The 25,772-nt window shown below is 50.1% G+C and carries 24 protein-coding genes; 8 read left to right on the top strand and 16 right to left on the bottom strand.

Annotated elements, in window-relative coordinates; all coding sequences use genetic code 11:
- Positions 1–3 precede the first annotated feature (3 nt).
- The 3 genes from IPF95_08945 to IPF95_08935 form a co-directional block, all read right to left on the bottom strand.
- Entirely contained in the window at positions 4–498 is a 495-nt protein-coding gene (locus IPF95_08945) for a hypothetical protein (protein MBK6474827.1), read from the bottom strand.
- A gap of 249 nt (positions 499–747) precedes the next feature.
- Complete coding sequence (locus tag IPF95_08940) at positions 748–1,104, bottom strand: hypothetical protein (GenBank protein MBK6474826.1); 357 nt, start codon at positions 1,102–1,104, stop codon at positions 748–750.
- A gap of 14 nt (positions 1,105–1,118) precedes the next feature.
- The gene (locus tag IPF95_08935) at positions 1,119–1,943 is read right to left on the bottom strand and encodes an EI24 domain-containing protein (GenBank protein ID MBK6474825.1); all 825 of its coding nucleotides are present in this window, start codon (positions 1,941–1,943) and stop codon (positions 1,119–1,121) included.
- 129 nt (positions 1,944–2,072) lie between these two features.
- On the opposite strand from IPF95_08935, the gene purB reads away from it, so the two are divergent.
- Positions 2,073–3,431: an adenylosuccinate lyase gene (purB, locus tag IPF95_08930; protein ID MBK6474824.1), complete on the top strand. Its 1,359-nt coding sequence runs from the start codon at positions 2,073–2,075 to the stop codon at positions 3,429–3,431.
- Between the two features lie 54 nt (positions 3,432–3,485).
- A complete protein-coding gene (locus IPF95_08925; protein ID MBK6474823.1) occupies positions 3,486–4,157 on the top strand; it encodes a YdcF family protein in 672 nt (223 codons plus the stop codon).
- A gap of 13 nt (positions 4,158–4,170) precedes the next feature.
- On the opposite strand, the gene IPF95_08920 is transcribed toward IPF95_08925, so the two are convergent.
- Complete coding sequence (locus tag IPF95_08920) at positions 4,171–4,644, bottom strand: DinB family protein (GenBank protein ID MBK6474822.1); 474 nt, start codon at positions 4,642–4,644, stop codon at positions 4,171–4,173.
- A gap of 96 nt (positions 4,645–4,740) precedes the next feature.
- Between IPF95_08920 and IPF95_08915 the strand changes: the two genes are divergently transcribed.
- Positions 4,741–5,283, top strand: a complete 543-nt coding sequence (locus tag IPF95_08915) for a hypothetical protein (GenBank protein ID MBK6474821.1) — start codon at positions 4,741–4,743, stop codon at positions 5,281–5,283.
- A 195-nt stretch (positions 5,284–5,478) separates the two neighbouring features.
- On the opposite strand, the gene lhgO is transcribed toward IPF95_08915, so the two are convergent.
- The 7 genes from lhgO to IPF95_08880 all read right to left on the bottom strand — a co-directional run bounded on the left by lhgO (position 5,479) and on the right by IPF95_08880 (position 14,158).
- A complete protein-coding gene (lhgO, locus tag IPF95_08910) occupies positions 5,479–6,705 on the bottom strand; it encodes an L-2-hydroxyglutarate oxidase (GenBank protein ID MBK6474820.1) in 1,227 nt (408 codons plus the stop codon).
- 31 nt (positions 6,706–6,736) lie between these two features.
- Positions 6,737–8,062: an MFS transporter gene (locus tag IPF95_08905; GenBank protein MBK6474819.1), complete on the bottom strand. Its 1,326-nt coding sequence runs from the start codon at positions 8,060–8,062 to the stop codon at positions 6,737–6,739.
- 55 nt (positions 8,063–8,117) lie between these two features.
- Complete coding sequence (locus tag IPF95_08900; GenBank protein MBK6474818.1) at positions 8,118–9,293, bottom strand: OmpA family protein; 1,176 nt, start codon at positions 9,291–9,293, stop codon at positions 8,118–8,120.
- Positions 9,294–9,449: 156 nt separating this feature from the next.
- Positions 9,450–11,723 carry an aconitate hydratase gene (locus tag IPF95_08895; GenBank protein ID MBK6474817.1) on the bottom strand — a complete coding sequence of 758 codons (2,274 nt, stop codon included), beginning with the start codon at positions 11,721–11,723 and terminating at the stop codon, positions 9,450–9,452.
- A gap of 171 nt (positions 11,724–11,894) precedes the next feature.
- Positions 11,895–12,653 (bottom strand): hypothetical protein, encoded by a 759-nt coding sequence (locus IPF95_08890; protein MBK6474816.1) that lies wholly within the window; start codon positions 12,651–12,653, stop codon positions 11,895–11,897.
- A gap of 7 nt (positions 12,654–12,660) precedes the next feature.
- The gene (locus IPF95_08885) at positions 12,661–13,617 is read right to left on the bottom strand and encodes a hypothetical protein (GenBank protein ID MBK6474815.1); all 957 of its coding nucleotides are present in this window, start codon (positions 13,615–13,617) and stop codon (positions 12,661–12,663) included.
- Between the two features lie 163 nt (positions 13,618–13,780).
- A complete protein-coding gene (locus IPF95_08880; protein ID MBK6474814.1) occupies positions 13,781–14,158 on the bottom strand; it encodes a hypothetical protein in 378 nt (125 codons plus the stop codon).
- An 87-nt stretch (positions 14,159–14,245) separates the two neighbouring features.
- On the opposite strand from IPF95_08880, the gene IPF95_08875 reads away from it, so the two are divergent.
- Positions 14,246–15,268 (top strand): multidrug transporter, encoded by a 1,023-nt coding sequence (locus tag IPF95_08875; GenBank protein MBK6474813.1) that lies wholly within the window; start codon positions 14,246–14,248, stop codon positions 15,266–15,268.
- A 72-nt stretch (positions 15,269–15,340) separates the two neighbouring features.
- Here the strand turns inward: IPF95_08875 and IPF95_08870 are convergent, their stop codons facing one another.
- The 3 genes from IPF95_08870 to IPF95_08860 are packed head-to-tail and all read right to left on the bottom strand — an operon-like array spanning position 15,341 to position 16,432.
- Positions 15,341–15,787 (bottom strand): 50S ribosomal protein L9, encoded by a 447-nt coding sequence (locus IPF95_08870; GenBank protein MBK6474812.1) that lies wholly within the window; start codon positions 15,785–15,787, stop codon positions 15,341–15,343.
- An 11-nt stretch (positions 15,788–15,798) separates the two neighbouring features.
- Entirely contained in the window at positions 15,799–16,065 is a 267-nt protein-coding gene (locus tag IPF95_08865; protein MBK6474811.1) for a 30S ribosomal protein S18, read from the bottom strand.
- Positions 16,066–16,069: 4 nt separating this feature from the next.
- The gene (locus tag IPF95_08860) at positions 16,070–16,432 is read right to left on the bottom strand and encodes a 30S ribosomal protein S6 (GenBank protein ID MBK6474810.1); all 363 of its coding nucleotides are present in this window, start codon (positions 16,430–16,432) and stop codon (positions 16,070–16,072) included.
- Between the two features lie 391 nt (positions 16,433–16,823).
- Between IPF95_08860 and IPF95_08855 the strand changes: the two genes are divergently transcribed.
- The 4 genes from IPF95_08855 (at position 16,824) to IPF95_08840 (ending at position 22,257) form a co-directional block, all read left to right on the top strand.
- Entirely contained in the window at positions 16,824–18,629 is a 1,806-nt protein-coding gene (locus tag IPF95_08855) for a DNA polymerase III subunit gamma/tau (protein ID MBK6474809.1), read from the top strand.
- A gap of 50 nt (positions 18,630–18,679) precedes the next feature.
- Entirely contained in the window at positions 18,680–19,384 is a 705-nt protein-coding gene (locus tag IPF95_08850) for a hypothetical protein (GenBank protein MBK6474808.1), read from the top strand.
- Positions 19,385–19,491: 107 nt separating this feature from the next.
- Positions 19,492–20,712, top strand: a complete 1,221-nt coding sequence (locus IPF95_08845; GenBank protein ID MBK6474807.1) for an isocitrate dehydrogenase (NADP(+)) — start codon at positions 19,492–19,494, stop codon at positions 20,710–20,712.
- A gap of 129 nt (positions 20,713–20,841) precedes the next feature.
- A complete protein-coding gene (locus tag IPF95_08840) occupies positions 20,842–22,257 on the top strand; it encodes a hypothetical protein (GenBank protein ID MBK6474806.1) in 1,416 nt (471 codons plus the stop codon).
- A gap of 102 nt (positions 22,258–22,359) precedes the next feature.
- Here the strand turns inward: IPF95_08840 and IPF95_08835 are convergent, their stop codons facing one another.
- Positions 22,360–24,738 carry a tail fiber domain-containing protein gene (locus tag IPF95_08835; GenBank protein MBK6474805.1) on the bottom strand — a complete coding sequence of 793 codons (2,379 nt, stop codon included), beginning with the start codon at positions 24,736–24,738 and terminating at the stop codon, positions 22,360–22,362.
- A gap of 35 nt (positions 24,739–24,773) precedes the next feature.
- Positions 24,774–25,385, bottom strand: coding sequence for a T9SS type A sorting domain-containing protein (locus IPF95_08830; GenBank protein ID MBK6474804.1), 612 nt, complete (start codon positions 25,383–25,385; stop codon positions 24,774–24,776).
- Positions 25,386–25,772 lie beyond the last annotated feature (387 nt).

The following is a 25,772-nucleotide window of genomic DNA, read 5'->3' as shown; positions in this document are numbered from 1 at the left end:
CAGTCACCTTGAGACCAGCTTTTCATAGTGTTTAACTTTCATCAATCCGGTGCCATTGACGAAGGTTATGGAGCCTACCGGACCGGAGTAGTGTTTACCTGTGGTGATCTCCGTTGATTCCAATACAATATCGAACTTGACCTTGCTATTGACCTTGGTCGCTTCTTTGTTGTTCAGCGCATTGCGGGTGTCGATCACAACTTCCTTGGTCAAGTAGCCGGGCTTATTGAAGACCAGACGTGCCTTGGCGTCAACCGGTATCTCGAAGTAGAATCGTCCGTTGGGTAGTATCTCCGAGTGTGTACAGAAATTCTCTTCCAATTCCACAACAAGTATCACATCGTGCACGGTGCTATCCTGTACGTGCAGCCATCCGGTAATGAGCAACGGTTTTTTCACCGGGTCTTGGATAGGCGTAGCGTAAAGCCCTATTCCGAGAAGCGCGAAGAACGCTGTTAGCAAAGCAAGAACTACAAGGAATTGAGTTTGCCTTTTCATCTTGGGGAGAGTTGATGAACGGTTCATTAGGATGGTCGATCGGGTGCATAGTTGCTCGATAGCAACAGTGTAAAGATGCAGGGTCAATCACGGGGCCACAATACCCATTTATGGGTATAAATGCAATGATGGGCAGCGTGAAAAGAGATATGCCCAGAAGAAAAGGAAGAAGATCGAGAAACAAGAACCTCCTGAGCTATCCCTGAACAGCTAGGCACTTCAAGGACGCATTCACACAAGCTCTTGAGATCACTTCGGCACCAAACGGAGCACGAATTCCCTGGCACTTTCGCCGGGTTTAAAAGCGGGAAGTGTTTCTATGAATTCCTCGTACCCGTTCTCAGTGATGCGGATCTCGATCGGTTCACCGGCCCAAACGAATAGCGCGTAGCGGCCTTCATCGTTCGTTTGCGTTACAGCCTGTCGTTTACCCGCAGCATTGTACCATTCCACAAGCGTTTCAAAGACCGGCTGTTGGGACACCTCATCGATCACTGTGCCGTACAGTTGTACGCGGATACTGTCCTGCACTTGCAGCGTATCCTGAGCTGTTGTGTTGAATACTGAGCAACAGAGGGCAAGTAGTAGAATGATCTGGTTTCGCATCAGTTCTTTAATTTCTAATGTGGCGCTTGCGGTGTGAAAGTATCAAATTGTGGCAACGCACCTTCCTTATCTACTGTTGCCAGCACAGCGCCAACGGATGCCATAACCGGACTGAACATGATCCCGAAGAGCGGCACCATCATTCCAAGTCCGAACAAACTACCGTTCGCCATGACCAGGCCTATACGATCATTCACTGCGCGCACACTTTCGGTGATCCGGTATCGGCGTCGTTCGAACACATAATCGAACATGGAGAATCCGTAGAAATAGGACGAGACCAGAAAGAGCAGGATGAACGAGATCGGTGCAAGGAATGGCACGAACAGGGTAACGAACCAGATGCCGATGGAGATACTTAATTCCAAGACACCGTTCCGTAATGCGATCAGCGCACCGCGGAAGGCATCCTTCAGTAGTTGCGCCCAACTGAACGGATAGTTTTTCCCTGTAAGGATCTCTTCTGTCCGCTCGCTAGCGTAGGCCAATAAAGGTGAAAGCAGGATCAGCACGATGTACTTATTCGCGATGAACAAGAGGTAAACGATAGCCAAGTGCAGTATGAAACTCACGATGATCTCACGCGCTCCGTTCAGAAAAGCTTTTACACCGTTCCACCAGCCTTGGGCTTCGGGTGCCACCGGAATATCCAGAAAACCAGCCAACCAATTGGAGAGTGTATCGACGGGTGTATCCAACAGCGAATAGAGACCATAAGCCAGCACGACCCACAACAATGCCGGCACAATGAACATCCATGCCATGCGGTTCCTCATGGCAAATCCAAAGGCCTTGAAAAAGCCAGCAAGTCCAAGGGTGAAGTCGCGCAAGAATTGCATGCCGCAAATGTTAGCAAATGCTGGGCCGATAATACGTGTCCTTCAACCATTAGAAGAAATTCAAATTTCTACATTCTTCATTCTTCATTCTATTTACCCTCTCCCTACCTTCGCAACCCTTCAGAACACATGGATCTTCAACCCCTTACCGCGATCTCGCCTTTGGATGGGCGCTATTGGAAAACCACTGCACCACTATCGATCTGGTTCAGTGAGCATGCGCTGATCCGCTACCGGTTAATGGTAGAGCTCACCTACTTCCGGTTCTTATGCGAGATCCCGTTGCCGGAACTGAAGGGCACGGACGTGCGCAGGCTGGATCCCCTATTCGGTCGTATTGCTGCGCTTTCCGTTGAAGACGCGCAAGCCATCAAGGACATTGAGAAGACTACCAACCACGATGTAAAGGCTGTGGAATATTGGTTGAAGGAACGGTTGAGCGAGCTGGGCATAGGAGAACAGAAAGAGTTCGTGCATTTTGGATTGACGTCGCAGGACATCAACAACACAGCTACCCCACTTCTATTGAAGGAATTCACGAGCATCTTGTACATTCCAAAAATATCCACTGTTGTTGATGCGTTGCATTCCATGGCGAAGGAATGGGCGCATGTGCCGATGCTTGCTCGCACGCATGGTCAGCCGGCCTCACCCACACGCTTGGGCAAGGAATTGGAAGTATTCGTAGAGCGCTTGCTCAGGCAGTTGGAACACCTGAAAGCCATTTCGTTCAGCAGTAAGTTCGGTGGAGCAACAGGCAATTTCAATGCGCATCATGTTGCGTATCCGGAATATGATTGGGCTGCTTTGGCCGACAGCTTCGTGCATGAAAAACTCGGCTTGCGCCGCCAGCGGTTCACTACGCAGATAGAGCATTACGATGATATGGCCGCGCTCTTCGATGCCATACGCCGCGTGAACATCATTTTGATCGACCTGTGCCGTGATCTTTGGCAATACATAAGCATGGATTACTTCCGCCAACAGACCAAGGCGGGCGAGATCGGTAGCAGCGCAATGCCGCACAAAGTGAATCCGATCGATTTCGAGAATGCGGAAGGAAACCTCGGCATGGCCAACGCATTATTCGGTCACTTGAGCGAGAAACTACCGATCAGTCGGTTGCAGCGCGATCTTACGGACAGCACCGTTACGCGGAACATCGGTTCACCGATGGCACATACCATGATCGCTATCGATAGCATTCATAAAGGGCTGGTGAAACTTTTACTGAACGAGAGCGCCATTGATCGTGATCTGGATGCGCAATGGGCAGTTGTTGCAGAAGGTATCCAAACGATGCTACGCCGTGCTGGTCACCCGCAACCTTATGAGCTGCTGAAAGACCTTACCCGTGGCAAGGAGAAAGTAACTCAGGCGGATATCGCTGCGTTCATCGACAAGTTGGAAGTGAGCGATACACTACGCACCCAATTGAAAGCGTTAACACCGCGGAATTATACAGGCGTTGATCTGCTAGCTACGTAGAACGGGGTGCGATCAGGTGATAACTGGCAAGGTCGTTGTGCTGAAAGGTGTTGCATGAATAAGATCCTCATCAAGTTGAAACGCATTGTTCTTCACTGGAGCATTCGCGTGGTGATCGTTCTTCTTTTTCTGGGGATCGGCTTCACCTTGTGGTGGTGCGATAAAAAGATCACGGAAACCGCAGCTCCGTTCGTAAGTGATACGACCGAAGGGTTGCCGTACAACATGGTCGGCGTGGTGTTGGGCACATCTTCCAAGGTCCGTGGTGGTTCTCCAAATCCTTACTTTACGTATCGGATCGATGCTGCCGTGGAGTTATTGAAGGCGGGCAAGGTGGAGCATTTATTGGTGAGTGGCGATAACCGTACGCTTAATTACAACGAGCCATTCGTGATGCAGAAAGCCTTGATCGCTGCGGGTGTGGACAGCGCACGCATCACCTTGGACTATGCGGGTTTTCGCACTTTCGATAGTGTCGTGCGAGCGAAGGAAGTATTCGGGCAACGATCTTTCACGGTGATCAGTCAGCGTTTCCACAATGAGCGCGCTGTGTACATCGGACGTAAAGCCGGCCTCAACGTGGTAGGATACAATGCACGTGACGTAGGATCGAACAGCGGGTGGAAAACGCGCATACGCGAAAAAGGCGCACGTGTGAAGGTCTTCTTGGATCTGCTGTTGGGCAAGGAGCCCAAGTTCCTCGGCGACCCTGTGGCGATCGATTGATCAGGTCCTGCGTTCACAACGACCGTTGGTAGACGATCATGTCATTCGCCGGGATATCGGTGAGTTCAAGAGCGCGCATCATCGTGATCAACTGACCGCGGTGTTGGGTGCTGTGGTTGCAGCAATGCATGATCATGTACCAAGCCGGTTGCGCATGGGCATTACCCCGAAGGTCCTTGTAGGTGATCACTTGCGCCAATTTATTCTCGTCCATTCCGCGCACTTTTTCGTGCCATGATCGGGCATAGGTAAGGACGGTTCCAAGTGAATCATCGGTTTCTGCTGGCCATGCTGAAGCAACCCCATCCAACCGGCACCGCCATGTGTTCTCGGCGTTCCGTATGTGCATCAACGTAGCACGAAGCGAAGGGAAACTACTTGCGACTGGCTTGTCCAGAAAGGTATCCGGCTCTTTGGACAAGCGCTCGACGAAACGTGTATTGGCCCAAAGAGTGTAATCCGCGTAGTGGTCGATCAAAGGCTTCATATTCCGGGTTTTAGTGGATAACCTTGTTAAAAGATGGTTGGAGTAAGGGTTGTGATGCAGCAATAAAGGTCTCAAATTCGCACGAACTAAGGACTCATGATAGCTACATTGTTCGGAAAGAAGAAGATAACCGAGGATAAGTTAGCGAACGTGTTCGTTAACGCCATCTTGGAACTCGCCGAGAACGGTTTCCCCGCGATAGCTGCGGAATTGAACGAAGCGCCAGAGTTCTTGGTATCACCTGCTATCAAAGAGAACGACGACATTCCATTCACGATGGTGGTCCTGGCCGGCAACTTGATCGAGATGAAAAATACGCTTGGTCCGGGTCTCGATAAACGCATGTATTCCTTATGCATTTCAAAATTTGCACAGGCCATAGGGCATGTAGGGAGTGATCTCGAAGTGGAGATCAAAGCGATCCAGTCCCATATGACGCGCCTCAATGCACCGAGCAAGAACACGATCTACGCAATGGGCAAGGTGCTTTTCCACCAGTATGATCTGTTCTGTTTCCAGGACACGTACTTCCGTGAAATGAAAGCACCGAACCCGATCGTATTGAAGCGTCTGAACGGGTTGATGAGCTACTTCACCTTCGATTGGGCAGAAGTACAGGACCAGTTCAAGATCGTTTGAACAGCTGATGACTGATCAGCTGATGAACTAAAAAGCTGATCAGCTAAAAGTGCTGTCCAATAGTATTGAACGCGTCGCGTAGGATCTAACTTTCAATTCGGCGAAAAGCGCCGTGATCTGAAGGAATGATCCAAAAGCTCCGCAGCCCCATTGGGACTTCAGCTAATCAACCTATTGACAGATCAGCTAATCCCTTCACTTCCCTATCTTGAGTTGTTCCGCTGCCATGTTCACGATCTCCTCGCCGATGGCCAGTGCAGCGGTTGCAGCAGGTGAAGGAGCGTTCAGCACGTGTATATGATTCCCGCGCCGTTCGATCCGGAAGTCATCGACCATATTGCCATCGGTACCTAAAAGCATTGCGCGCACACCAGCACGACCGGGCTTAATGTCGTCCATGGTCAACGATGGAATAAGCCCTTGTAGCGTTTTCAGGAACAATCGTTTGCTGAATGCACGGCGGTATTCATCAATCCCATAGGACATGTTCTTGAAGAAGAGTTTCCAAGTGCCGCCATAGGTCAGCGCATCCACGGTATCCTTCAAACTGAAATCCGTTTTACCGTATCCTTCGCGTTTGAAGGTGAACACCGCATTGGGACCGCATTCAATGCTGCCATCCGTCATGCGTGTAAAGTGTACGCCCAGAAATGGGAAGCGCGGATCAGGAACGGGATAGATCAGGTGTTTCACTTTGTGTTTCCCTTCATCGGTAAGGTCGTAGTAATCGCCCCGGAAACCGACGATCTGCTCCTTGACAGTAGCGCCATCCTTTCGTGCCAAGCGATCGCTTTGTAGACCACCACAAAAGATCGCATACCGCGTGGTATAGGTGCCTTTGGAAGTTGAGATGGTACTTGTGGAACCAAGTTGCTCTGTACTCAGCACCTCCTCTCCTACACTTACTTTGCTATTCGGATTGATGCGCAACGCGATCTCCGTCATCTTCTCGGTAGCACCTCGAAAATCAATAATGCCTGTGCACCCCACACGCAAACCGGCTATGCCTTGTACGAATGGTTCGATCTCGCGCATTTCAGCAACCGAGATACGCTGCATGTCCTCGATCCCATTCGCGACACCGGTATTGTAGATCTTCTCGAGACGTTCCAACTCGTCCTTCTTGGTGGCCACGATGAGCTTACCGCAGATGTCGTGCTTCACGCCATGCTCCTTTGCAAAGGCAACTAATTCTCTTCGCCCTTCCACGCAATTTTTGGCTTTGTAACTGCCCGGCTTGTAATAGATCCCGCTATGGATCACACCGCTGTTGTGTCCGGTCTGGTGATCGGCCAGGGCATTCTCTTTTTCAAGAAGAAGTACGCGCAGTTCCGGATAGCGGGTCTGCAATTTGTAGAACGTTCCAGCACCCACGATCCCGCCGCCAATGATGATCACATCCCAAGAATTCTGCTCTGCCATATCGTGTTCTGAACGGCTGCGAAAGTAACGGCTACGCACTCTGTACGGAAGGAGATTCTTCCTTCGGAACCCGAAGCAACAATACCAGTCCGATCACAAAGAAGGAACCAACGGCCACAATGGTATTCCGCAGATCGTCCGTGATCTGGTAGACCGCTCCATAAGCGAACGTGCCAAGCACTGTACTCAGATAGAAACTGACGTCGTAGAACGAAAAGTAGGACGCGTGATCAATGGTCTCCGGCAGGAACTTGGAGTACGTACTACGCGAAAGCGCCTGGCTCCCGCCCATGATCAACCCTACACCACACGCCAGCGCATAAAATTGCGTGGCCCACTGCACATGATAAGCGGCAACGCACATGCCGATCCACAACGTGCAGCCTACCATAAGCGCGTTCAGATTTCCCAGACGTTTGCTGAGCACAACGAAGAGGTAAGCACCGACGGCTGCGAGCAATTGGATCAAGAGGATACTGGTGATCAAGCTCTGGTCGCTGATGGGCACAGGCTCTCCAACATCATTGAGTTCCATTACCTCTTGCTTGGCATAGGTGACTGCGAGGTACATCACCGTCTGTATGCCCATGTTGAACATGAAAAACGCAGTGAGAAAGCGACGTAGGCGGGTGGTGCTTTTGAGTTGCACCCACACTTTCCTCAATTCGCGGTAGCCGTTGGCGATGATGTTTCCACTGGGTTTACGGTGATAGGGGTTATCCGGTAGCACACGGAAGGCGAACTGTGCGAACACGGCCCACCAGATACCAACGGTAATGAACGTAATGCGGGCCGGTAGTCCATCGCGATCCGGTATACCGAACGACTCCGGACTCATCACCATGGCCAAGTTGAGAATGAGCAGGAACACGCTTCCGATATAGCCCATCATATAGCCACGAGCGCTGATGCGATCATGGTCCTTGGGCTCAGCGATCTCAGGAAGGAACGCGTCGTAGAAGATCAAACTACCGCTGTAACCGATACTGGCAAGCATGGCGAACATGAGGCCGAGCCATAAATGGTCCACATCAAAAAAGAACAGGCCCGCGCAGCTTAATGCACCCAGGTAACAGAAAGCTTTCAGGAATTTCTTTTTCTGTCCGGTATGGTCTGCGATGCCGCTCAGGATCGGGGCCACCAGTGCGATCAGCAGAAAACTGGCTGAGATCACATACGAGTAAAGCGACATGGCCGGTAGACCGTAGCGGTCCATGACCTTATCCAGATCGCCATCTATTGTAATGGCGGCATAAAAGACGGGAAATACGGCGGATGTAATGGTAAGCGAGTAGACCGAGTTGGCCCAATCGTACATCGTCCAACCACTGATCACACGTGGGTCGCCCTTTTGCATTGGCGCAATGTATGGTGCAACTTCGATCAGTGAACTTGAACCACCAATAACGGGTCTACTGAACAACGTCCACCTCTACCCTGCGGTTCTTGCTTTCACCGGTTTCGGTGCCGCTATCGTCCGCTGGCGTGTCTTTTGGCCCGGCGGATGTGGTGATACGTGCTGCATCGATGCCTTCTTCAACCAAGGCTTCCTTTACGGTATCAGCACGCTCCAAACCAAGTGTTTCCAGATCAGGACGCATGGCCATACGGGCTTTTTCCGTCTCGTCGATGAAACCGTTCAATTTCACGGTGATCGAAGAATCGGCTTTCATCGCCTCTACCAGATCCGTGATCCAGGTCTCCATGCTCCGATCGATACCTTGCTGAAAGCGCTTGAAGTAGATCACTTGCTGCTCGACCTTGGCAGCCGGAGTCAGGTTACTCGCCATGGCTCCGCGCTTACTGAAAATGTATTCACTTTCGGCCTCATCGATCTGTTTGCATGAACAATCGCTTCTGTTCTTCACGGCCGTAACACTTACGTCGTCGATGTAGTAGTAAGCGTTCATGACCTGAGGACGGCTTTCTCCTTTCGGACGCTTTACTTTTTCGTTGGTCGTGCTTTCGTTGGCAGCGAAATTGCCAATGATCAGATACTGTTCATCTCCATTGGCCTCGTAGATCCCGCACACGCCCTGCCAGCTGAACATATCATTATACACCTGATCCTTGAGAAGCGGAACTTGCGCATTGTACGTAAGCGAATTCATGTCCTTCTTGTCAACAGGAACCTTACTGACATAGGCTCCGATCTCATTGGTGCTGTATTTGCTGAGGTCGGCTAGGCTGATGTAGTACTTCACACAATACTTCTCGCCCTTCTTCAACATCTTCTTGAATTTGGCCTGCATGTATGAGCGCGGCTGCTTGTTCTGATAGCTCCACCAGAGCACACCAGCATAATTGATCCCATCCAGCGCGGATTGATCCCCGAACTGATTGCGCGGAGCACTTATCGGAGCGCCTGCTACCGTCTCGGTAAACACATCTGCTATAACTTCCGTTGGGCTCTTCCAACCTGTGGCCTGCTCGAGATTGCCCGTACGTTTCATCTTACCCTCGGTGGTTTCGAAGCTTCCGTTGGAGATCATGTTGTTCTCTTCCTCGTCCTTGGGCTCATCCTGGGCAAACAGAAAGGCTGGGATAACGAAACAAGCAGCGGCGATGGTCAAAAAACGATAGGTCATGTTCAATTAGGCTATAGGTCTTCTGTAAAAGGTGCGCCAATTTAGGCAAGGCGCGGCACTTGCCTTACGAATAGTGTGCCGAAATGGCTCCCCGCCTTGAATTCCGGAACAACATCCACTGGTATTTAGCCAAAGAATGATCACCACCGAAGTGGATCAATTGTTCTGTTCAGCACGAATGATATTCAATGCACTACCGGCTTTGAACCAACCCACCTGCGCAGCATTGTAGGTATGGTTGCACTTGATCGCGTCCGAGGAACCGTCCTTATGCTTGAACAACAGGGTCAATGGTTTACCCGGGGCAAAGTCAACGAGGTCGATGAAGTCGATGCGGTCATCCTCTTGGATCTTGTCGTAATCGGATTCATTGGCGAATGTTAGTCCCAACATCCCTTGCTTCTTGAGGTTGGTCTCGTGGATCCGTGCGAAGCTCTTCACCAGAACAGTACTAACCCCTAAGAACCGTGGTTGCATGGCAGCATGTTCACGACTGGATCCTTCACCATAGTTGTGGTCTCCAACAACCACACTTGGTACACCCGCCGCTTTGTATGCGCGTTGCGTAGCTGGCACCGAACCGTACGATCCATCCAATTGGTTCTTCACTTTATCGGTTGCTCCGCCAAAAGCGTTAGTAGCTCCGATCAACGTGTTGTTACTGATATTATCCAAATGGCCGCGATAACGCAACCAAGGGCCAGCCATGCTGATATGGTCCGTTGTGCACTTTCCCTGTGCTTTGATCAATAGAACTGCATCCAGGATGTTCTTTCCGTTCCAAGGTTTGAAAGGCTCCAACAATTGCAAGCGTTCACTATCGGGCTTAACGATCACTTCAACTGCGCTACCATCGGCAGCAGGGGCTTTGTAACCAGCGTCCTTCACATCGAAACCTTTTGGTGGAAGTTCAATTCCTTTCGGTTCATCAAGTTTTACCTTCTTACCCTCTTCATTCACCAACTCATCCGTCAATGGATTGAATGAAAGGTGACCGGCAATGGCCAATGCCGTTACGATCTCAGGACTTGCCACAAATGCGTGGGTATTCGGGTTGCCATCATTCCGCTTCGCGAAGTTGCGGTTGAAGCTTGTGATGATGCTGTTCTTACGGTTAGGGTCATTGGAATGACGCGCCCATTGACCAATGCAAGGTCCGCAAGCGTTCGCCAGCACCACCCCACCGATCTTCTCGAACGTATCGAGAATTCCATCACGCTCTGCGGTATAACGCACCTGTTCACTACCTGGTGTAATGGTGAATTCACTTTGCACTTTCAATTTCTTGTCCACAGCTTGTTGGGCAAGTGAAGCGCTACGGGTAAGGTCCTCGTAGCTACTATTCGTACAGGATCCGATCAGGCCCACTTCGAGCTTCTCGGGCCAGTTGTTCTCTTTTACCGCAGCGGCGAACTTGCTGATCGGCCATGCGAGGTCCGGGGTGAACGGTCCGTTCACGTGGGGCTCCAACGTACTAAGATCGAGCTCGATCACTTGATCGAAATACTTCTCTGGATGTGCATATACCTCGGCATCGCCATTCAAATGTTCGGCCACTGCATCAGCCATTGCAGCAAGATCCGCACGGCCGGTACCTTTGAGGTAACGGCGCATGCTATCGTCATAGCCGAACGTACTGGTGGTGGCACCGATCTCAGCGCCCATATTGCAAATGGTTCCTTTACCCGTACAGCTCAAGCTTTCCGCACCAGGGCCGAAATATTCCACGATCGCACCCGTTCCACCTTTCACGGTAAGAATTCCAGCGACCTTCAGGATAACGTCCTTACTGCTCGCCCAGCCGTTCAGTTTTCCGGTCAATTTCACACCGATCAATTTCGGGAATTTCAGTTCCCACGCAAGGCCGGACATCACATCACACGCATCGGCACCACCAACGCCAATAGCGACCATGCCCAGACCACCGGCATTCACCGTATGGCTATCCGTTCCGATCATCATGCCACCTGGGAACGCGTATTGCTCCAGAACCACTTGGTGAATGATACCTGCACCGGGTTTCCAGAAACCGATACCGTATTTATTGCTGATGCTCTCCAGGAAATTGAACACCTCGTTGCTCTTCAACAGCGCTTCTTTCAGGTCTTCCTTGGCACCAACGCGGGCTTGGATCAAGTGATCGCAATGCACGGTGCTTGGCACAGCAACTTGTTTGCGGCCGGTGGTACTGAATTGCAACAGCGCCATTTGGGCGGTCGCGTCCTGCATGGCAACCCGGTCCGGAGCAAAATCGACATAATCCACACCGCGCTTCAACACTTGGGTAGCTTCACCGTCCCAGAGGTGGGTGTAAAGGATCTTTTCAGTTAGCGTAAGTGGCTTGCCAAGAATTTTACGCGCTGCAGCAACACGTGCGGGGTAGCGATCATAGACCGCGTTGATCATATCAAGGTCGAATATCTTGGACATAGGCTTAAGTGGAATGTGGCGCGAATTTACGGGTTATGGTCGGAGGTTAAAAGCGTTAACGCGAAAGCCTTGGGCAGAACTTGCGGGAATCCGCTACAGTCACGTATTCCACATAAAAAAGAACGGGCGGCAAATTGCTTTACCGCCCGTTCCGATCGTCTAAAATGTCTATTACATGCCTTGAATGGAGGTGACAAGACTATCCATGGCCATGGCATTCGGAGCCATACCTCCATGAGATGTCGGTGTAGTCATGAAGTCAAGGCCAGATACCAAGGTTGCGACATCCACGTTCGCGGCCATGGTAAGTGTAGCTCCAGCGACCAATGTTTCATGCACATGGATATGTGCTTCGCGAAGCATGGCATCCGTGGCACAATGGTATTCTACACCAAGGTCTTCCGTATCATCGAAATCGCCATCGTTGTTACCATCAACAATACCCTCGATCACCAAGAATTTATAACCAGCGGTGGGGCTCCAGCTCCAGTGCATCTCGGGTACATTCAGCGGATAAATTGCAATCAACGGATCGGCGTGATTCACGGTGTTGTTCAGACCCAATGAGAAATGAGCCTCGTGGATATGCTGTGCATCCATGGTGCCAAGCGTGAATGAATTACTTGCAGCACTGGCATCCACCAATAAAAAGACATCGTTGAATTCAGCAATGGTCACATCCACATCATCATGCAGTTCAATATCGGAAACGTAGAATTTCACATTATCAAAACGTACATTGTTGCCAGCGCCATCCATATAGGTATTACCCAATGTGAATGGTGTGGTACCGTACATGAAGTTGAAGGACATGGCCGCCGTACCTGTCGTAACCATTGGTGCTGGCGTAGGTTCAACAGGATCATCCTTTTTACAGGCAACGAAGGTGATGCCGATCAATACGGCAATGGTCAAAAGTTTGGTGTTCATTCGAGTTCTAATTGTTGATGTTGTACGTAAGACCGAGGACTACACGTTCCTTGTTCGGCACCATCAACGCTCCTAGGTTATGCGCAACGGCATACTGGAAAGTTGCTGAGATGCCCCAAGAACGCCACCAGGCTCTGGTTCCTAAGTGGGAAAATAGGGTTGAACTACCGGTACCTTGCACGACATTATTGTGCTCAGCATCCATTCCGGACCATTCGTGGTATGCACCAATGGAGGGCATTATCTTCCAGTTGTCACCGATATCGTATCGGCGGAACAACTCTGCGGTAGTACTAAGGCCATGGCCTAACTGGTAAGCATCAGCATTAGCCGTATTGTATCTAGCTACGGCCGAAACACCAGCACCAGTGCGTTTGTAGCGCACCTTGTATTCCAGTGAAGCGAGCAGATCCCACGTCCCTGTTCCGGGCTGTTGGTCCACATCCACTTCAGTATCCTGGTATGTAGCATTTGTATGCCCCAAGGGGATCTTTGCACCTGCACCCAGCATAAGCCTGTGCACCACCTTTTCATCCGGGGTCAGGCACTTCGTATTGACAACTTGGTAGCGCGCAATCAACAAGGGATCACCGATGCCGTAGATGTCTGTTGTACGCACACCGTCTATCGCTCTGTAATTGTTCACCATCGGCAAAGAAGCCAGTATGGCAACTTTGTTACCGATCCAGAATTCTCCACGTAGTTCGGCCACTTGGTAGAGTTCCCGGTAACGGATCGTGCGTTCTTCGGGCGTAGCAACAATACCGTCGCCACCATGTTTCAGCAGACTACCCACATTGGCCGGGACGCGGATATCACCTCCTAAATGGCGGTAGCGGTACATCAAGGAAATGGAGTTCATGCGGTCATTGGGCTGTATTCCGAGGAAAATACCGCACACATCGCAAGCTTGGGCCAAGGTCGGCAGCAAAAGCAGCGACCATGCGACCACTAAGGTCTTCATGAGTAATGATCGAGGAACCTGATCAGGGTTGACTAAGAGAAATGTTGAAAATAGGGTGGATCACGGTGGGCAAGAGCGCTCGGCACATATATTTCCATAGCGTGAACCGTTCCGCTCAATACATCGTTATCATCGACCTAAAAGCCCGGAGTAGGGCCTTGTATTACGATAGCCACGGCACTGGCTCAGAAGTCGGTGGGAACCCTGTGGATACCGCTGCATCCAGATCAGGGAATAAGCGTTCTTCAACGCTGAAAAGCAACAAAGCGGGTGCATGCGCAACGGGTACCTGTGGTTCCAATCGTACGCTTATACGTTCTACAGGGAACTCTTTCTGGGATTCTTGCTCCAGCGCATTGAAGCGTTTGGAAAGTTGGCATTCGCCATGGCATGTACGCATGGTCTCGACAACATCGCGCTGCACACACAGTTCCTTTTCGATCTGTGCCCGATGCACATGAAATTCCACCAAGACAGCCAACGGCGCAACGAGCATACCCATGAACATGAGAAGCACTGCTAAACCGGATGCACGCACCATCGGGCCAAATTTAGGTCCAATATGTGACCTGAGGGCATGATGATCATCATTATTCCACCTGTACATTGCGACCCGTAATAAACCATCATGCACGCTGGACGTAGATACACATTCACTGAGGTCATTCGCTGGACACGGAGAGATATCCTATTCTTCCTGATCTCTGCGTCCATCCCTACCATCCTCTACCACTATCTCGGATGGACATGGCTATCCATCCCATGGGTTCCGATCGCCATGATCGGCACGGCTGTGGCGTTCATAACAGGATTCAAGAACAACGCTTCGTATGATCGGCTTTGGGAAGCGCGAAAGATCTACGGTGGCATCGTGAATAGCAGCCGTGCCTGGGGTATCATGGCGAAGGATCTCGTGACAGCGAAACACGCTACGTCCCCTGTATCTGAAGAGACTTTGCATGCCGTACGGACAGCCCTTATTCACCGCCATATTGCCTGGTTGCATGCCTTGCGGTTCCAGTTGCGCTTACCGAAACCATGGGAACACATGATCAAATCCTATAACAAGGAATATGTGGACAAATGGTATAAACTGGACGAGAGCCATACCAAATTGGAAGCTGTATTGGAAGGGCTGATCCCTTCTACGGAAAAAGCCAGTGTGCTAGCAAAGAGCAATGTTGCCACACAGTTGATCGCCTACCAAAGCAAGGCATTACGCGAACTGTTGGACCAAGGCTTGATCGAGGACTTCCGTCATATGGAGATGCAAGGAATGTTGGTTACCCTGTACGACCATCAGGGTAAATGCGAACGGATCAAGAATTTTCCTTACCCCCGGCAATTTGCTACACTGAACCTGATGTTCGTGCGTTTGTTCGTTTTCATGGTTCCCTTCGGGATGTTAGGCGAATTCGCAAAACTTGGTGAGGGCTTCGTATGGATGACCATACCCTTCAGCGCATTGGTCGCTTGGGTGTTCAACATGATCGAGCGCATTGGCGAAAGCACCGAGAACCCGTTCGAGGGTAGCGTGAACGACGTGCCGATCACTGCACTCACTCGGACCATCGAGATCGATCTGCGCGAGATGCTGGATGAACGCGATATTCCAGCGCCGATCCAACCGCAGAACATGATCTTGACATAGAACGATCACGACTACTTGAAATATAAAAAGGGCCCCGAAAGGCCCTTTTCTATTTCGTATTTCTATTCAGGATCACTCCTCCACTACATCGAAAGGAATGGTGCGGATCACATCGCGGTGGAACACAACCTCCGCCTCGTATTTACCGAGGTTCTTGATGGCTTCACCTTTCAGTTTGATGTTCTTACGGTCCACCTCGAAACCGAGTGCGCGGATGGCATCGGCGATCTGGATGGTGTTAACGCTACCGAAGATCTTCCCTGCTTCACCTGCTTTCGCACCGATCTTCAAAGTCTTGTTCTCCAGTCCGTCAGCGATCTTGATGGCTTCGTCCTTGATCTTCGCCTCTTTGTGAGCGCGTTGTTTCAAGGTCTCGGCCAATTGCTTCTTTTCGCTTGGCGTGGCGCTGATCGCCAAACCACGTGGCAAGAGGAAGTTACGGGCGTACCCTTCCTTCACTTTTACCACATCATTCGCGTAGCCCAAATGTTCTACGTCTTGTTTTAGGATGATCTCCATTGTCGTAGTTCTTATTTAAGCATGTCGGCCACGTACGGCATTAGCGCCAAATGGCGGCTACGCTTGATCGCTTGACCAACTTTACGCTGATACTTAAGGCTTGTACCGGTCAACCGGCGAGGAAGGATCTTGCCTTGTTCGTTCACGAAACGAAGCAAAAAGTCTGCGTCCTTGTAGTCGATGTAGGTGATCCCCATCTTCTTGAAACGACAGTACTTCTCCTTGTTCGTTTCAATAGCGATCGGCGTTAGGTAACGGATCTCGTTGTCTGATGCCATCTTATTACGCTTTTAGGGATTCAACGGGTTCTTTCTTCACCGCTTTGGTGCGGTGTTTCTCTGCGAAATCAACGTGGTGCTTGTCCATCACGATCGTGAGGAAGCGGATAACACGTTCATCGCGGCGGAATTCAGTTTCGAGCTTCGCGATAAGTTCAGCTTCGCAATCGAACTCGAACAGGTAGTAGAAGCCGGTTGACTTCTTCTGGATGGGATATGCAAGTTTGCGCATCCCCCAGTTCTCTTCATGGCGGACCGTGCCATTGCCTGCTTTGATCAGGTCTTTGAATTTTTTTACCGTCTCCTTTGTCTGGTCCTCAGACAAAACGGGAGTTAAAATGAAGACGGTTTCGTACCTATTGGTCATGTTGTTAGGTTGAAATTGGGGCGCAAATGTAAGGGATGCCGGAGGAATTTAGAATGAAGAATGTAGAATGTGGAATGGTCAATTGCGGCGAGACCTACCTCTCCGCAAACAGCGAATCGACCTAAGTATCTGAATTTCGGGTATTTAGATATAAAAATCAATGTTAGCTGTCAACTTGCCCACCAAGGACAAATGCGTGCCTATGACCCCGATCACTATGCACACTTCATTAATCACACACCTCCAAACCGGAATGTACTACCTCCACCTTACCGATGGCACAACATGGCTAGCTGGTAGTGCATTTGTGGTTGAATAACCACCCTTTTCCACACCTGTTAAGATCTATCCTTCGTTGGGCACTTTGTGGCGTGTACCTTCGCTGCGATCCATGGAGCAGTTCGTTGTTAGTGCCAGAAAGTACCGGCCAGCCACCTTTGATACGGTCGTTGGGCAAGAGGCCGTTACCGGCACATTGAAGAATGCCATTAAAAGCGATCATCTCGCGCAAGCGTTCCTGTTCACCGGGCCACGCGGTGTGGGCAAGACCACGTGTGCGCGCATTCTGGCCCGGACCATCAACTGCGAGAACCTGAGCGCGAACGTGGAGGCCTGCGGCACCTGCGCTCCCTGCAAGGACATGGATGATGGACATAGCCTCAACATCTTCGAGCTGGATGCCGCCAGCAATAACAGTGTAGAAGATATCCGAAGCTTGATCTTGCAAGTAAGTATTGCACCGCAAGTGGGTGCCAAGAAGGTGTACATCATTGACGAGGTACACATGCTAAGTCCCCAAGCTTTCAATGCATTTTTGAAAACTTTGGAAGAGCCACCAAGCTATGCAATTTTCATTTTGGCAACCACGGAGAAGCACAAGATCATACCCACAATTTTAAGTCGCTGCCAAGTTTTTGATTTCCGGCGGATCACTGTGGCGGACATCAGCAAGCACTTAAGCGATATTGCAACTAAAGAAGGCATTACGGCCGAGCCACAAGCCTTGCACACCATTGCCAAAAAAGCGGATGGCGGCCTGCGCGATGCATTGAGCATTTTCGACCAGTTGGTGAGTTTCGCTGGGAACACATTGACCTACAAGGATGTTCTGAGCAATTTGAACGTACTTGATCACGAGCACTATTTCCGGATCACGGATAACATCATTGCTGGCGATAGCGCTGCCGCGTTGGTCGAGTACAACAGCATTCTGCAACAAGGCTTCGATGGGCATTTGTTCGTTACCGGACTTGGTCGGCATTTCCGCGATCTGCTCGTGAGCCAAGATCCACGGACATTACCGTTGCTGGAAGTAAGTGAAGATCTTACCAAGCGTTACGGCGAGCAAGCGCAAGCGGCAGACCGAGCGTTGATCATACAAGGATTGGATAAGTTGGCACAGACCGACACCCAATACAAGTTGAGCAAGGAACCACGACTACTGGTTGAGCTTGCATTGATCCAATTGTGCAACGTGAATGTTGCCGCTACAGTGGCTGCACCACAGCCGAGTTCCGCACTACCGGAAGCACAAAAAAAAAGTCCTGACGTAGCGGTAGCGCCAACTAATGGGCGTGTACGATCCGAAACGAACGGTAATGCAACGGTAAACGTGGTAGCGGAGCCGCTCCCGGAGCAAGAACCACCAACCCCAGCGGAAGAAGTAACCGCACCAATTTCGGCGAGCAGCCCACGGTCGGATAATTACGTTCCCAAACGAAGGTTGGCCGGTCAAGTGAGCATTAAACGTTCCATGGAAGCCGTTGCGGAAACGGAACCAGAGATGGCCGCATCGGTGGATACGGAGCATGGCTCTGATGCATTGATCGCTAAAAAGGAGGTCAATCCAGCGCTGTTGCTGAAAGTGTGGCGGGATTATACTGCGAAGATCAAGAATGAAGGCAAGATCAGTGTTGCTTCCACGCTAGCGGGTCGTGAACCTCAAGCGGTAGGTATCAGCAAGATCACGTTCGCTGTGGTTAACAACGTCCAGGAGAACTACATGCGCACGGAGAAACCGGAGCTTTTGGGTTATTTACGGCGGCAGATGGGTGACATGGCGTTGGAGATGGAAGTGATCAAGGAAAAGATCGTTACCAAACCGCGCTACACCACCTTGGATAAGTTCAAACTGATGGCAGAGAAAAATCCAGCGTTGTTCCTTCTGCAAAAGGAGTTGGATCTGGATCTTGGGTAGCCAAGCATGAAGGTTGGAAATACAGCGGATCTTCCAATGCAATTTTTCAGATGATGAAATCAAGAGCCACAGCAGTCATTTGGTCTTTGGTCGCGACGCTTTTCGTATTCGGACAACGCGTCGATACGATGCTGACCAAGAACGGTATGTACGGTGTGTTCCAACGTGATAAGCGCGAAAAACCGATCTATCCGGTCTCCTATTACGATTCGACGGGAGTGCTCAAATACAGTGCTTCGTATGAAAACCAGCAATTGAACGGACCGGTGATCGTGTATGATGAAGATGGCCTTAAGACCATGGTCATGGAATACAAGGACGGATTGAAACACGGTTCCAACACCACTTACTATCCGGATGGTAGGGTGCATGAGATCTGGCCTTACCGCTTTGGTGAGATCGATGGAAAAGCGTATTCGTATCATCCGAATGGCAAACCGGAATGGACCAAGGGATTCCGCAAAGGCAAATTCTTTGGAGAGCATATACTCCGCGACTCGACAGGCGTTCTGTTCAATGGTGAATACACGACCGTTTTCCAAATGGGAAGAGGCCAGTACTCGACCACTTGCATCAACGGTAGACCGCATGGAGAGTTCACGGTGCTATGGAACAATGGTCTGCAAGGATACACCGGACATTATAACATGGGCTATGCGGAAGGAGAATTCGTTTATTACGATAAAGTGGGAAACGTGATCTATCGGGACTATTACGAAAAGGGGAAATTCGTGAACGGTGTGCAAGGGAAATAACCTGTCCAACACGCTATGGATCCACGTGATCTTACCATGCCGCCCGATCCACCCTCACCACTTACCTTCGCGGCCCAAATACAGGAGAAAACATAGAACGTAGTAGCATGTCGAAGATCAAGGTGAACAACCCCGTAGTGGAATTGGATGGTGATGAAATGACGCGGATCATTTGGAAGTGGATCAAAGATCAACTGATCCTTCCTTATGTGGATGTACCTATCGAATACTACGATCTGAGCATTGAGAACCGGGATGCAACAGAGGATCAAGTGACCATCGATGCCGCCAATGCGATCAAGAAACACAACGTTGGGATCAAGTGCGCGACCATTACTCCGGATGAAGAACGTGTGACCGAATTCGGATTGAAACAGATGTGGCGTAGCCCGAACGGGACCATCCGCAACATCTTGGGTGGAACCGTTTTCCGTGAGCCGATCGTGATCAGCAATATTCCGCGTTTGGTACCGGGCTGGACCAAGCCGATCGTCATTGGTCGCCATGCATTCGGTGACCAGTACCGCGCTACGGATGCCGTGATCAAAGGCAAAGGCAAGCTCACTATGACCTTTACTCCGGAAGATGGTAGCACGCCCCAGAACTGGGAAGTGTATCAATTCCAAGGTAGCGGTGTTGCCTTGAGCATGTACAATACCGACGAGAGCATCGAAGGATTTGCGCATAGCTGCTTCAACCTGGCGTTGGCCAAGAAATGGCCCCTTTACTTGAGCACCAAGAACACCATCCTTAAGAAATACGACGGAAGGTTCAAGGACATCTTCGAAGACATCTACCAGAAAAATTACAAAACCGATTTTGCCAAAGCAAGCATTACCTATGAACACCGTTTGATCGATGACATGGTAGCTTCCGCAATGAAATGGAGCGGTGGCTTCATTTGGGCGTGCAAGAACTACGACGGCGATGTGCAAAGTGATACCGTTGCGCAAGGCTTCGGATCGTTAGGGCTTATGACCAGCGTACTGATGACACCCGATGGCAAGACCATGGAGGCTGAAGCAGCGCACGGCACGGTTACCCGACACTACCGCCAGCACCAGCAAGGCAAGCCAACAAGCACCAATCCCATTGCGAGCATTTTCGCTTGGACCCGTGGCTTGGCGTTCCGTGGCAAGTTGGATGGCAACCAAGAGCTGATCGACTTCGCGAACAAGTTGGAATCCGTTTGCATCAGGACCGTGGAATCCGGCAAAATGACCAAGGATCTTGCGGTATGTATCCATGGCGATGCCGTTAAGCCTGAACATTACCTTACCAGTGAGCTGTTCATGGCTGCGCTGAATGAGGGAATGCAGAAAGCATAGTTGGTATAGGGTATTGAGTACAGGGTATAGGGTACTCAATACCCTGTACCAGTTACCCTGTACCATCTTACTCAATACCACAAAGCCATCAACACCTATTTCCATCGTTGGGTTTTTCTGGGGGCGTTGGTGCTCTATCTGATCACGGCGTGGTTCAGTGTAGGGTATCACGGTGAGGACGAGCATCATCAGGTGATCGGGTTTGCGGAGTACCGGATGGGCGACCTACCGGAGCATGAACGTGCGTGGGAGTATGAAGCGAGGATCCGTGCAACGGGTCTGCCGTGGGTCGCAATGGGTATCTTTTCTACTGCGGATGTGCTTGGAGTTTCCAGTCCATTCACCAAGGCATTCTTGCTTCGGGTGTTAACGGCGTTGATCGCGCTATTAGCGATAACGGGTTTTATACGCGCGGTTCTGCCGAGTGTACCGGATGTTCTTCAAAAGGGATTCATTCTGCTCTCATACTTCTTGTGGTTCTTGCCATTCCTAATGGTCCGTTTCAGTTCCGAAACATGGTCGGGGCTGCTGTTCATGATGGGCCTCACCGCTGCATTAAGAACCGACCGCAGCCGCTGGTGGGCCGTGCATGCTGGATTATTGATGGCGCTCTCCATCTGGGTGCGCGTGCCGATGGTGTTTGCGGTATTGGGCTTTGTGGGTTGGTTGTGGCGGGTACAGAACGAACCGCGCAGCATCTTCTTGGAATTTACGGGAGCTGCGCTTGCTCTGATGCTTCTCACGATCGGGATCGACTCCCTGTTCTACGGAATCCCAACATGCAGCGCATGGCGTTATTTTTCCATGGCAGTGCAAGGTGATCCCGGACATGTATTCGACACGTTGCCGTGGTATTACTACGCGCCCTGGATCGTGAAATACTGCGTACCGCCCATCGGGATCTGCATCCTTTTAGCATTTCTCAAACTCGCATTCAAACACCCGCGGCATCTGTTGGTCTGGATCATTGTTCCGTTCGTTGTAGTACACACCTTCATCCCTCACAAAGAGTTGCGGTTCCTGTACCCGTTGGCATTTTGTGTACCGTGGATCCTGATTGCTGGCTACCGCGAATGGAGCAGCATTTTCGAGAACAGATCCGTGCGCGTGATCGGTATAGCAGGACTTGGAGTGCTGGTCCTATTTAACTTGATGGCGTTGTTTGTTGTTGGCAGCAGCCCGGCAGGAAATGGGCGTGTGGCATTGGCCAAGAAGTTACACGAACTCAAGCCGGGACCGGAAACAGAGATCACCTACATCATTGGCGGTATCGACTCGTGGCGCGTTCGACTCCCCCACTTCTACTTACCGGACGGGTTAGTACAAACTTCGTTCGATCGCTCACGGATCGATACGACCTTTCATGTAACGAAATACGTTGTGGCACACGAAGCTGACGCTGCGTTGATCAACGAAAACGCCAACGTGGATCTTGAACTGATCACGACCACGGAAACCGCTTTGAATGAACAATTGTTGCAGTGGTACAGTTGGGGTGAACGACCTTCGCGGTGGGGGCTATATATGGTGAATGGTGATGAGTGAAGGGTGAATAGAAAGTTAAGCCATGTTGTTGCCACTGACCCACTAATAACGAACGGCCCGAAGCGATATGCTCCGGGCCGTTCGTTACCTGAGCAGTATATTTTAATTGATCTTCACCGCACGTTCGGTCACAGGCTTACCATCCATCAATAACGTTACGTAGTATACACCTGGCGCTAGATCACCGGTGTTCCACTCGTACTGGTAATTGCCTTGTTCCAAATTGGCTTCATGTAATTGGCGTAACTCTTTTCCATTGGCGCTGTTGACCATGAGTTGCATACGACCACCTTGTTCCAGCTGGTAGTAGACTGTAGTTTGTGTTTCGAATGGATTAGGCGCAATGCGGAGGTAACGGTCATTTGAGTTCAACGATTTTTCATCGATCTCTACACCACCATTCTGCAATGCCCCACGGTCTGCGCAGCAATTTGAAACACTCTGCTCCATTGCATCCAACCGATCCATGACCTGTTGCAATTGATCATTCAATGCATCATTGGTGGCTTGAGCATCGGCAAGTTGAGCATCTTGTTCGGCGATCCTGGTATCTTGCTCCTGCATTGCAGCCACGACTACGGGTATGATAGATGTGTAATTAATACCTTTAATTACCCTTTCTTCTGCTAAAACTTCATTCGTCTCTATGTCCAACACAGGAGTGATATGTACGTCATGCACAACATCTGGCAAGACATTCTCTACCTCTTGTGCAATAAAACCACGTTGCAACCCAGTTGGCAGGTTTAGGTAAGGATTTTGGTCGGTCAAGAACTGGTAAGTAGTCGGACGTAATTGCCGAATTATTTCCATGGGATCCGTAATCTCTTGCACGTCTGTTTTGAGACTTTCGTCAGAAGTTGTTATCGTTCCAGTGACGTGTAAGTTGCCTTGAATGCGCACATGACCTTGAAAATATCCTGCCCAACTCGTGGTGTTAGTTGGCGCTATTGCGTAAACACCGTAGTTTATCGATCCGGCCGGGCCAGTCGCAGACACCAGGGCACCGTAATTAGTAGTACCATCACCACCAATTGCCACACCCTTGTACGCATAATTAAACGCGGTTCCGTTAACTCCCTTAGAGTTTACACCATAACTGTTGGCGATATTTCCATTTGCTCCATTCGATTCCGCATGCAATCCATAGCCACTTCCAATGGTTCCTGCACCATTGACCAAACCATGCAAACCCCATGCATTCGTCATAGTACCACCCGCAACGGTAGCCACCGCGCCTCTAGTTCCAGAAGCCTTTGTTAGCGTTCCGCTCGTTGGGCAATTTGCTAAACCTGTGACACCAACAATTTCAGTTGATGCACCACCGATTGCTTGGGCTGTGACCTCTCCACTTATTGCTGTTCCGATATTTTCAACCCCCGTTACACTTGACCTTATCCCTGTCACAATACCCATGCTGGAACCAGCCAATGGTTGAACTACGGTATTGATTCCATAAGTAATCCCGGCTGAGTTCCCTAGGTAATTCACCTTTAGACCTCCACTAAAGTTCGCATCAGCAGCCGAATGTTTTACATCAAGCTTATATAGTGGGTTCCATATACCAATACCAACCGCACGATCTCCTTGCGGGCAACCTGGATTCCCTGGATAAGCAGTAGCAACATTCGAATTCGTTCCTGCGCCACCCGGAAGTGTCCATTCACAAGTACCCGGCAAGTCGGTTGCCGGGCGGTGCTCTAGCAACCCAGTTGCCATATCCACCATCACTACCTCGTCGCTATTACTTACAGCGTCGCTTGGTAATTGCCGAATACGAACTTTCCCACTCCCAACATCCAAACGATCGAGGGGTTCACCACTTATCGCATTAAAATCGCCGATACCTACGTTGATCTCTTGATCATTCTTTGGCCAAAGACGCATGCCTTCCAACCCTTCCAATGAATTCATACCGGTTGGTGTTCCCACCAAATATTCAGATGTAAAAATGAAACGCATTCGGTCGGCCCGTACAAAACCAGGGTTATCGCTCCATTGGATCACCATGTCGGAAACGTCCTGACTTCCGTATTTGTGCCCCACGTAACCATGGTCATCATTACCGGTGAAGGTTATACCATTGCGTTGCCAAAGCCTGTAGCCATGTGGTGAGGCGTTTCCTGTTACGCCCTCTGCTAGATGTAACCTACTGTACGGACTGCCAGCTAGGCCGCTTAAGAACGTATTATCCGGACTGATCAACGTAAAACCATGTGCAGGTGCATTCGTAAAGCCGTTCAACGAAAAAGTTCTCGTAGGGTTGATCCGTGCTCGAAACAACTGCGCTGTGTAAAAGTCGATGGGCTGGTCGCTTGCATCGTGGCGAATCTGAAGGGGTACAATGCTGAGATTGTCCGCTCCGAACCACTCGACTCCATTAATAAAATTTCCGGCTGTGTTCCAATCCGGCGGTTGTGCACTCACATTTAGCGCAAGCGTCATAGCTACTATGCAGCTTAACAATTCTCTCTTTTTCATGATCTTCGATGTTTGTGTCGAAGACCGGATATGTGCTATTTCATCACCACGAAACGAACTTGTCTTCTATTCATACTTCCCAATTTCAGGACGTACTCACCATTTGCCAATTGTTGCACTGGAATGCCTAGTATCGTACTTGTACTAACACCTGCCCCAAGTAATCTACCCATAACATCATACACTTGCCACTCAGTGCCAACATCCACATTCACACTTATTCGGTTTGACGACGGGTTGGGCCAAACATATGTGCCAATTTCTTCGATCTCAGGGACAGTCGTTAAAAACTCACATGGTTGCCCACTTCTTCGAACACACACGCCATCAACGAAATAGTATGCACCCAACGAATTTCCGGGAACTATGTGGAACGTATCTGTAAGCGCATTGCTAAAAAAATTACCAATCACCAAATACTGGTAGGCACTATCAGCTACGAAACTACCACTCACCAAACGCCAATCGACTGTATCACTGTTTACTATTGAACTATTCAAATGAGCATAGTTCCTTGCGTTGAAAGGAGGTTGATTAACTCCAGTCCAAACATTTGGTTCCATAGTGAAAAGCATTCCCATGTTATTGCATGCCCAAGTCGGAGCCCAGTAGTTACCACCGAAAGCTACATTTGTGTAACAACTCATTTCATACGTTTCGCCTACTACCAACGCTTCAATGAGCTGGCATCCTAAGAACTCCCTGTAGTCTACATTTCCTCCAGTTGCCCCATATGCATACATCCCAACATAAGCCTCCCCATGCATAGGGTACTGAAACCCAAATCCATTTAGCGGCACAGAGATTAATGTATCCACACCACCTAAACTACCTGCACAAGAGTGGAAGTAATCCGGTGACTGGTTCCAACCATTCCAGTTTAGTGGTTTAGAATTTCCTTGGAAACCAAAAGTGTATGGGCACGTGTCGTTCAATTCGAAGCTTGGGTTCGGCACTAAGTTTTGAGAAGCACTAGGGGCGATCGCAAAGCACAACAGAAAGCCCAGCAGCAACCAACTGTTGCTGCCGAACCT

The organism is Flavobacteriales bacterium (genome assembly GCA_016704485.1).
In the GTDB taxonomy this organism is placed as follows: Bacteria; Bacteroidota; Bacteroidia; order Flavobacteriales_F; family PHOS-HE28; genus PHOS-HE28.
This window is presented reverse-complemented; position numbering and strand designations above follow the sequence as displayed.

Bases quoted from the DNA above. Each gene is read 5' to 3' on its own strand.
- IPF95_08880 (MBK6474814.1), bottom strand. From the start codon at position 14,158: ATGGTGCGTGCATCCGGTTTAGCAGTGCTTCTCATGTTCATGGGTATG.
- IPF95_08915 (MBK6474821.1), top strand. From the start codon at position 4,741: ATGATAGCTACATTGTTCGGAAAGAAGAAGATAACCGAGGATAAGTTA.
- IPF95_08945 (MBK6474827.1), bottom strand. From the start codon at position 498: ATGAAAAGGCAAACTCAATTCCTTGTAGTTCTTGCTTTGCTAACAGCG.
- IPF95_08935 (MBK6474825.1), bottom strand. From the start codon at position 1,943: ATGCAATTCTTGCGCGACTTCACCCTTGGACTTGCTGGCTTTTTCAAG.
- IPF95_08920 (MBK6474822.1), bottom strand. From the start codon at position 4,644: ATGAAGCCTTTGATCGACCACTACGCGGATTACACTCTTTGGGCCAAT.
- IPF95_08845 (MBK6474807.1), top strand. From the start codon at position 19,492: ATGTCGAAGATCAAGGTGAACAACCCCGTAGTGGAATTGGATGGTGAT.
- IPF95_08850 (MBK6474808.1), top strand. From the start codon at position 18,680: ATGATGAAATCAAGAGCCACAGCAGTCATTTGGTCTTTGGTCGCGACG.
- lhgO (MBK6474820.1), bottom strand. From the start codon at position 6,705: ATGGCAGAGCAGAATTCTTGGGATGTGATCATCATTGGCGGCGGGATC.
- purB (MBK6474824.1), top strand. From the start codon at position 2,073: ATGGATCTTCAACCCCTTACCGCGATCTCGCCTTTGGATGGGCGCTAT.
- IPF95_08895 (MBK6474817.1), bottom strand. From the start codon at position 11,723: ATGTCCAAGATATTCGACCTTGATATGATCAACGCGGTCTATGATCGC.
- IPF95_08875 (MBK6474813.1), top strand. From the start codon at position 14,246: ATGCACGCTGGACGTAGATACACATTCACTGAGGTCATTCGCTGGACA.
- IPF95_08870 (MBK6474812.1), bottom strand. From the start codon at position 15,787: ATGGAGATCATCCTAAAACAAGACGTAGAACATTTGGGCTACGCGAAT.
- IPF95_08885 (MBK6474815.1), bottom strand. From the start codon at position 13,617: ATGAAGACCTTAGTGGTCGCATGGTCGCTGCTTTTGCTGCCGACCTTG.
- IPF95_08925 (MBK6474823.1), top strand. From the start codon at position 3,486: ATGAATAAGATCCTCATCAAGTTGAAACGCATTGTTCTTCACTGGAGC.
- IPF95_08835 (MBK6474805.1), bottom strand. From the start codon at position 24,738: ATGAAAAAGAGAGAATTGTTAAGCTGCATAGTAGCTATGACGCTTGCG.
- IPF95_08855 (MBK6474809.1), top strand. From the start codon at position 16,824: ATGGAGCAGTTCGTTGTTAGTGCCAGAAAGTACCGGCCAGCCACCTTT.
- IPF95_08860 (MBK6474810.1), bottom strand. From the start codon at position 16,432: ATGACCAATAGGTACGAAACCGTCTTCATTTTAACTCCCGTTTTGTCT.
- IPF95_08865 (MBK6474811.1), bottom strand. From the start codon at position 16,065: ATGGCATCAGACAACGAGATCCGTTACCTAACGCCGATCGCTATTGAA.
- IPF95_08890 (MBK6474816.1), bottom strand. From the start codon at position 12,653: ATGAACACCAAACTTTTGACCATTGCCGTATTGATCGGCATCACCTTC.
- IPF95_08940 (MBK6474826.1), bottom strand. From the start codon at position 1,104: ATGCGAAACCAGATCATTCTACTACTTGCCCTCTGTTGCTCAGTATTC.
- IPF95_08830 (MBK6474804.1), bottom strand. From the start codon at position 25,385: ATGAGTTGTTACACAAATGTAGCTTTCGGTGGTAACTACTGGGCTCCG.
- IPF95_08900 (MBK6474818.1), bottom strand. From the start codon at position 9,293: ATGACCTATCGTTTTTTGACCATCGCCGCTGCTTGTTTCGTTATCCCA.
- IPF95_08905 (MBK6474819.1), bottom strand. From the start codon at position 8,062: ATGCAAAAGGGCGACCCACGTGTGATCAGTGGTTGGACGATGTACGAT.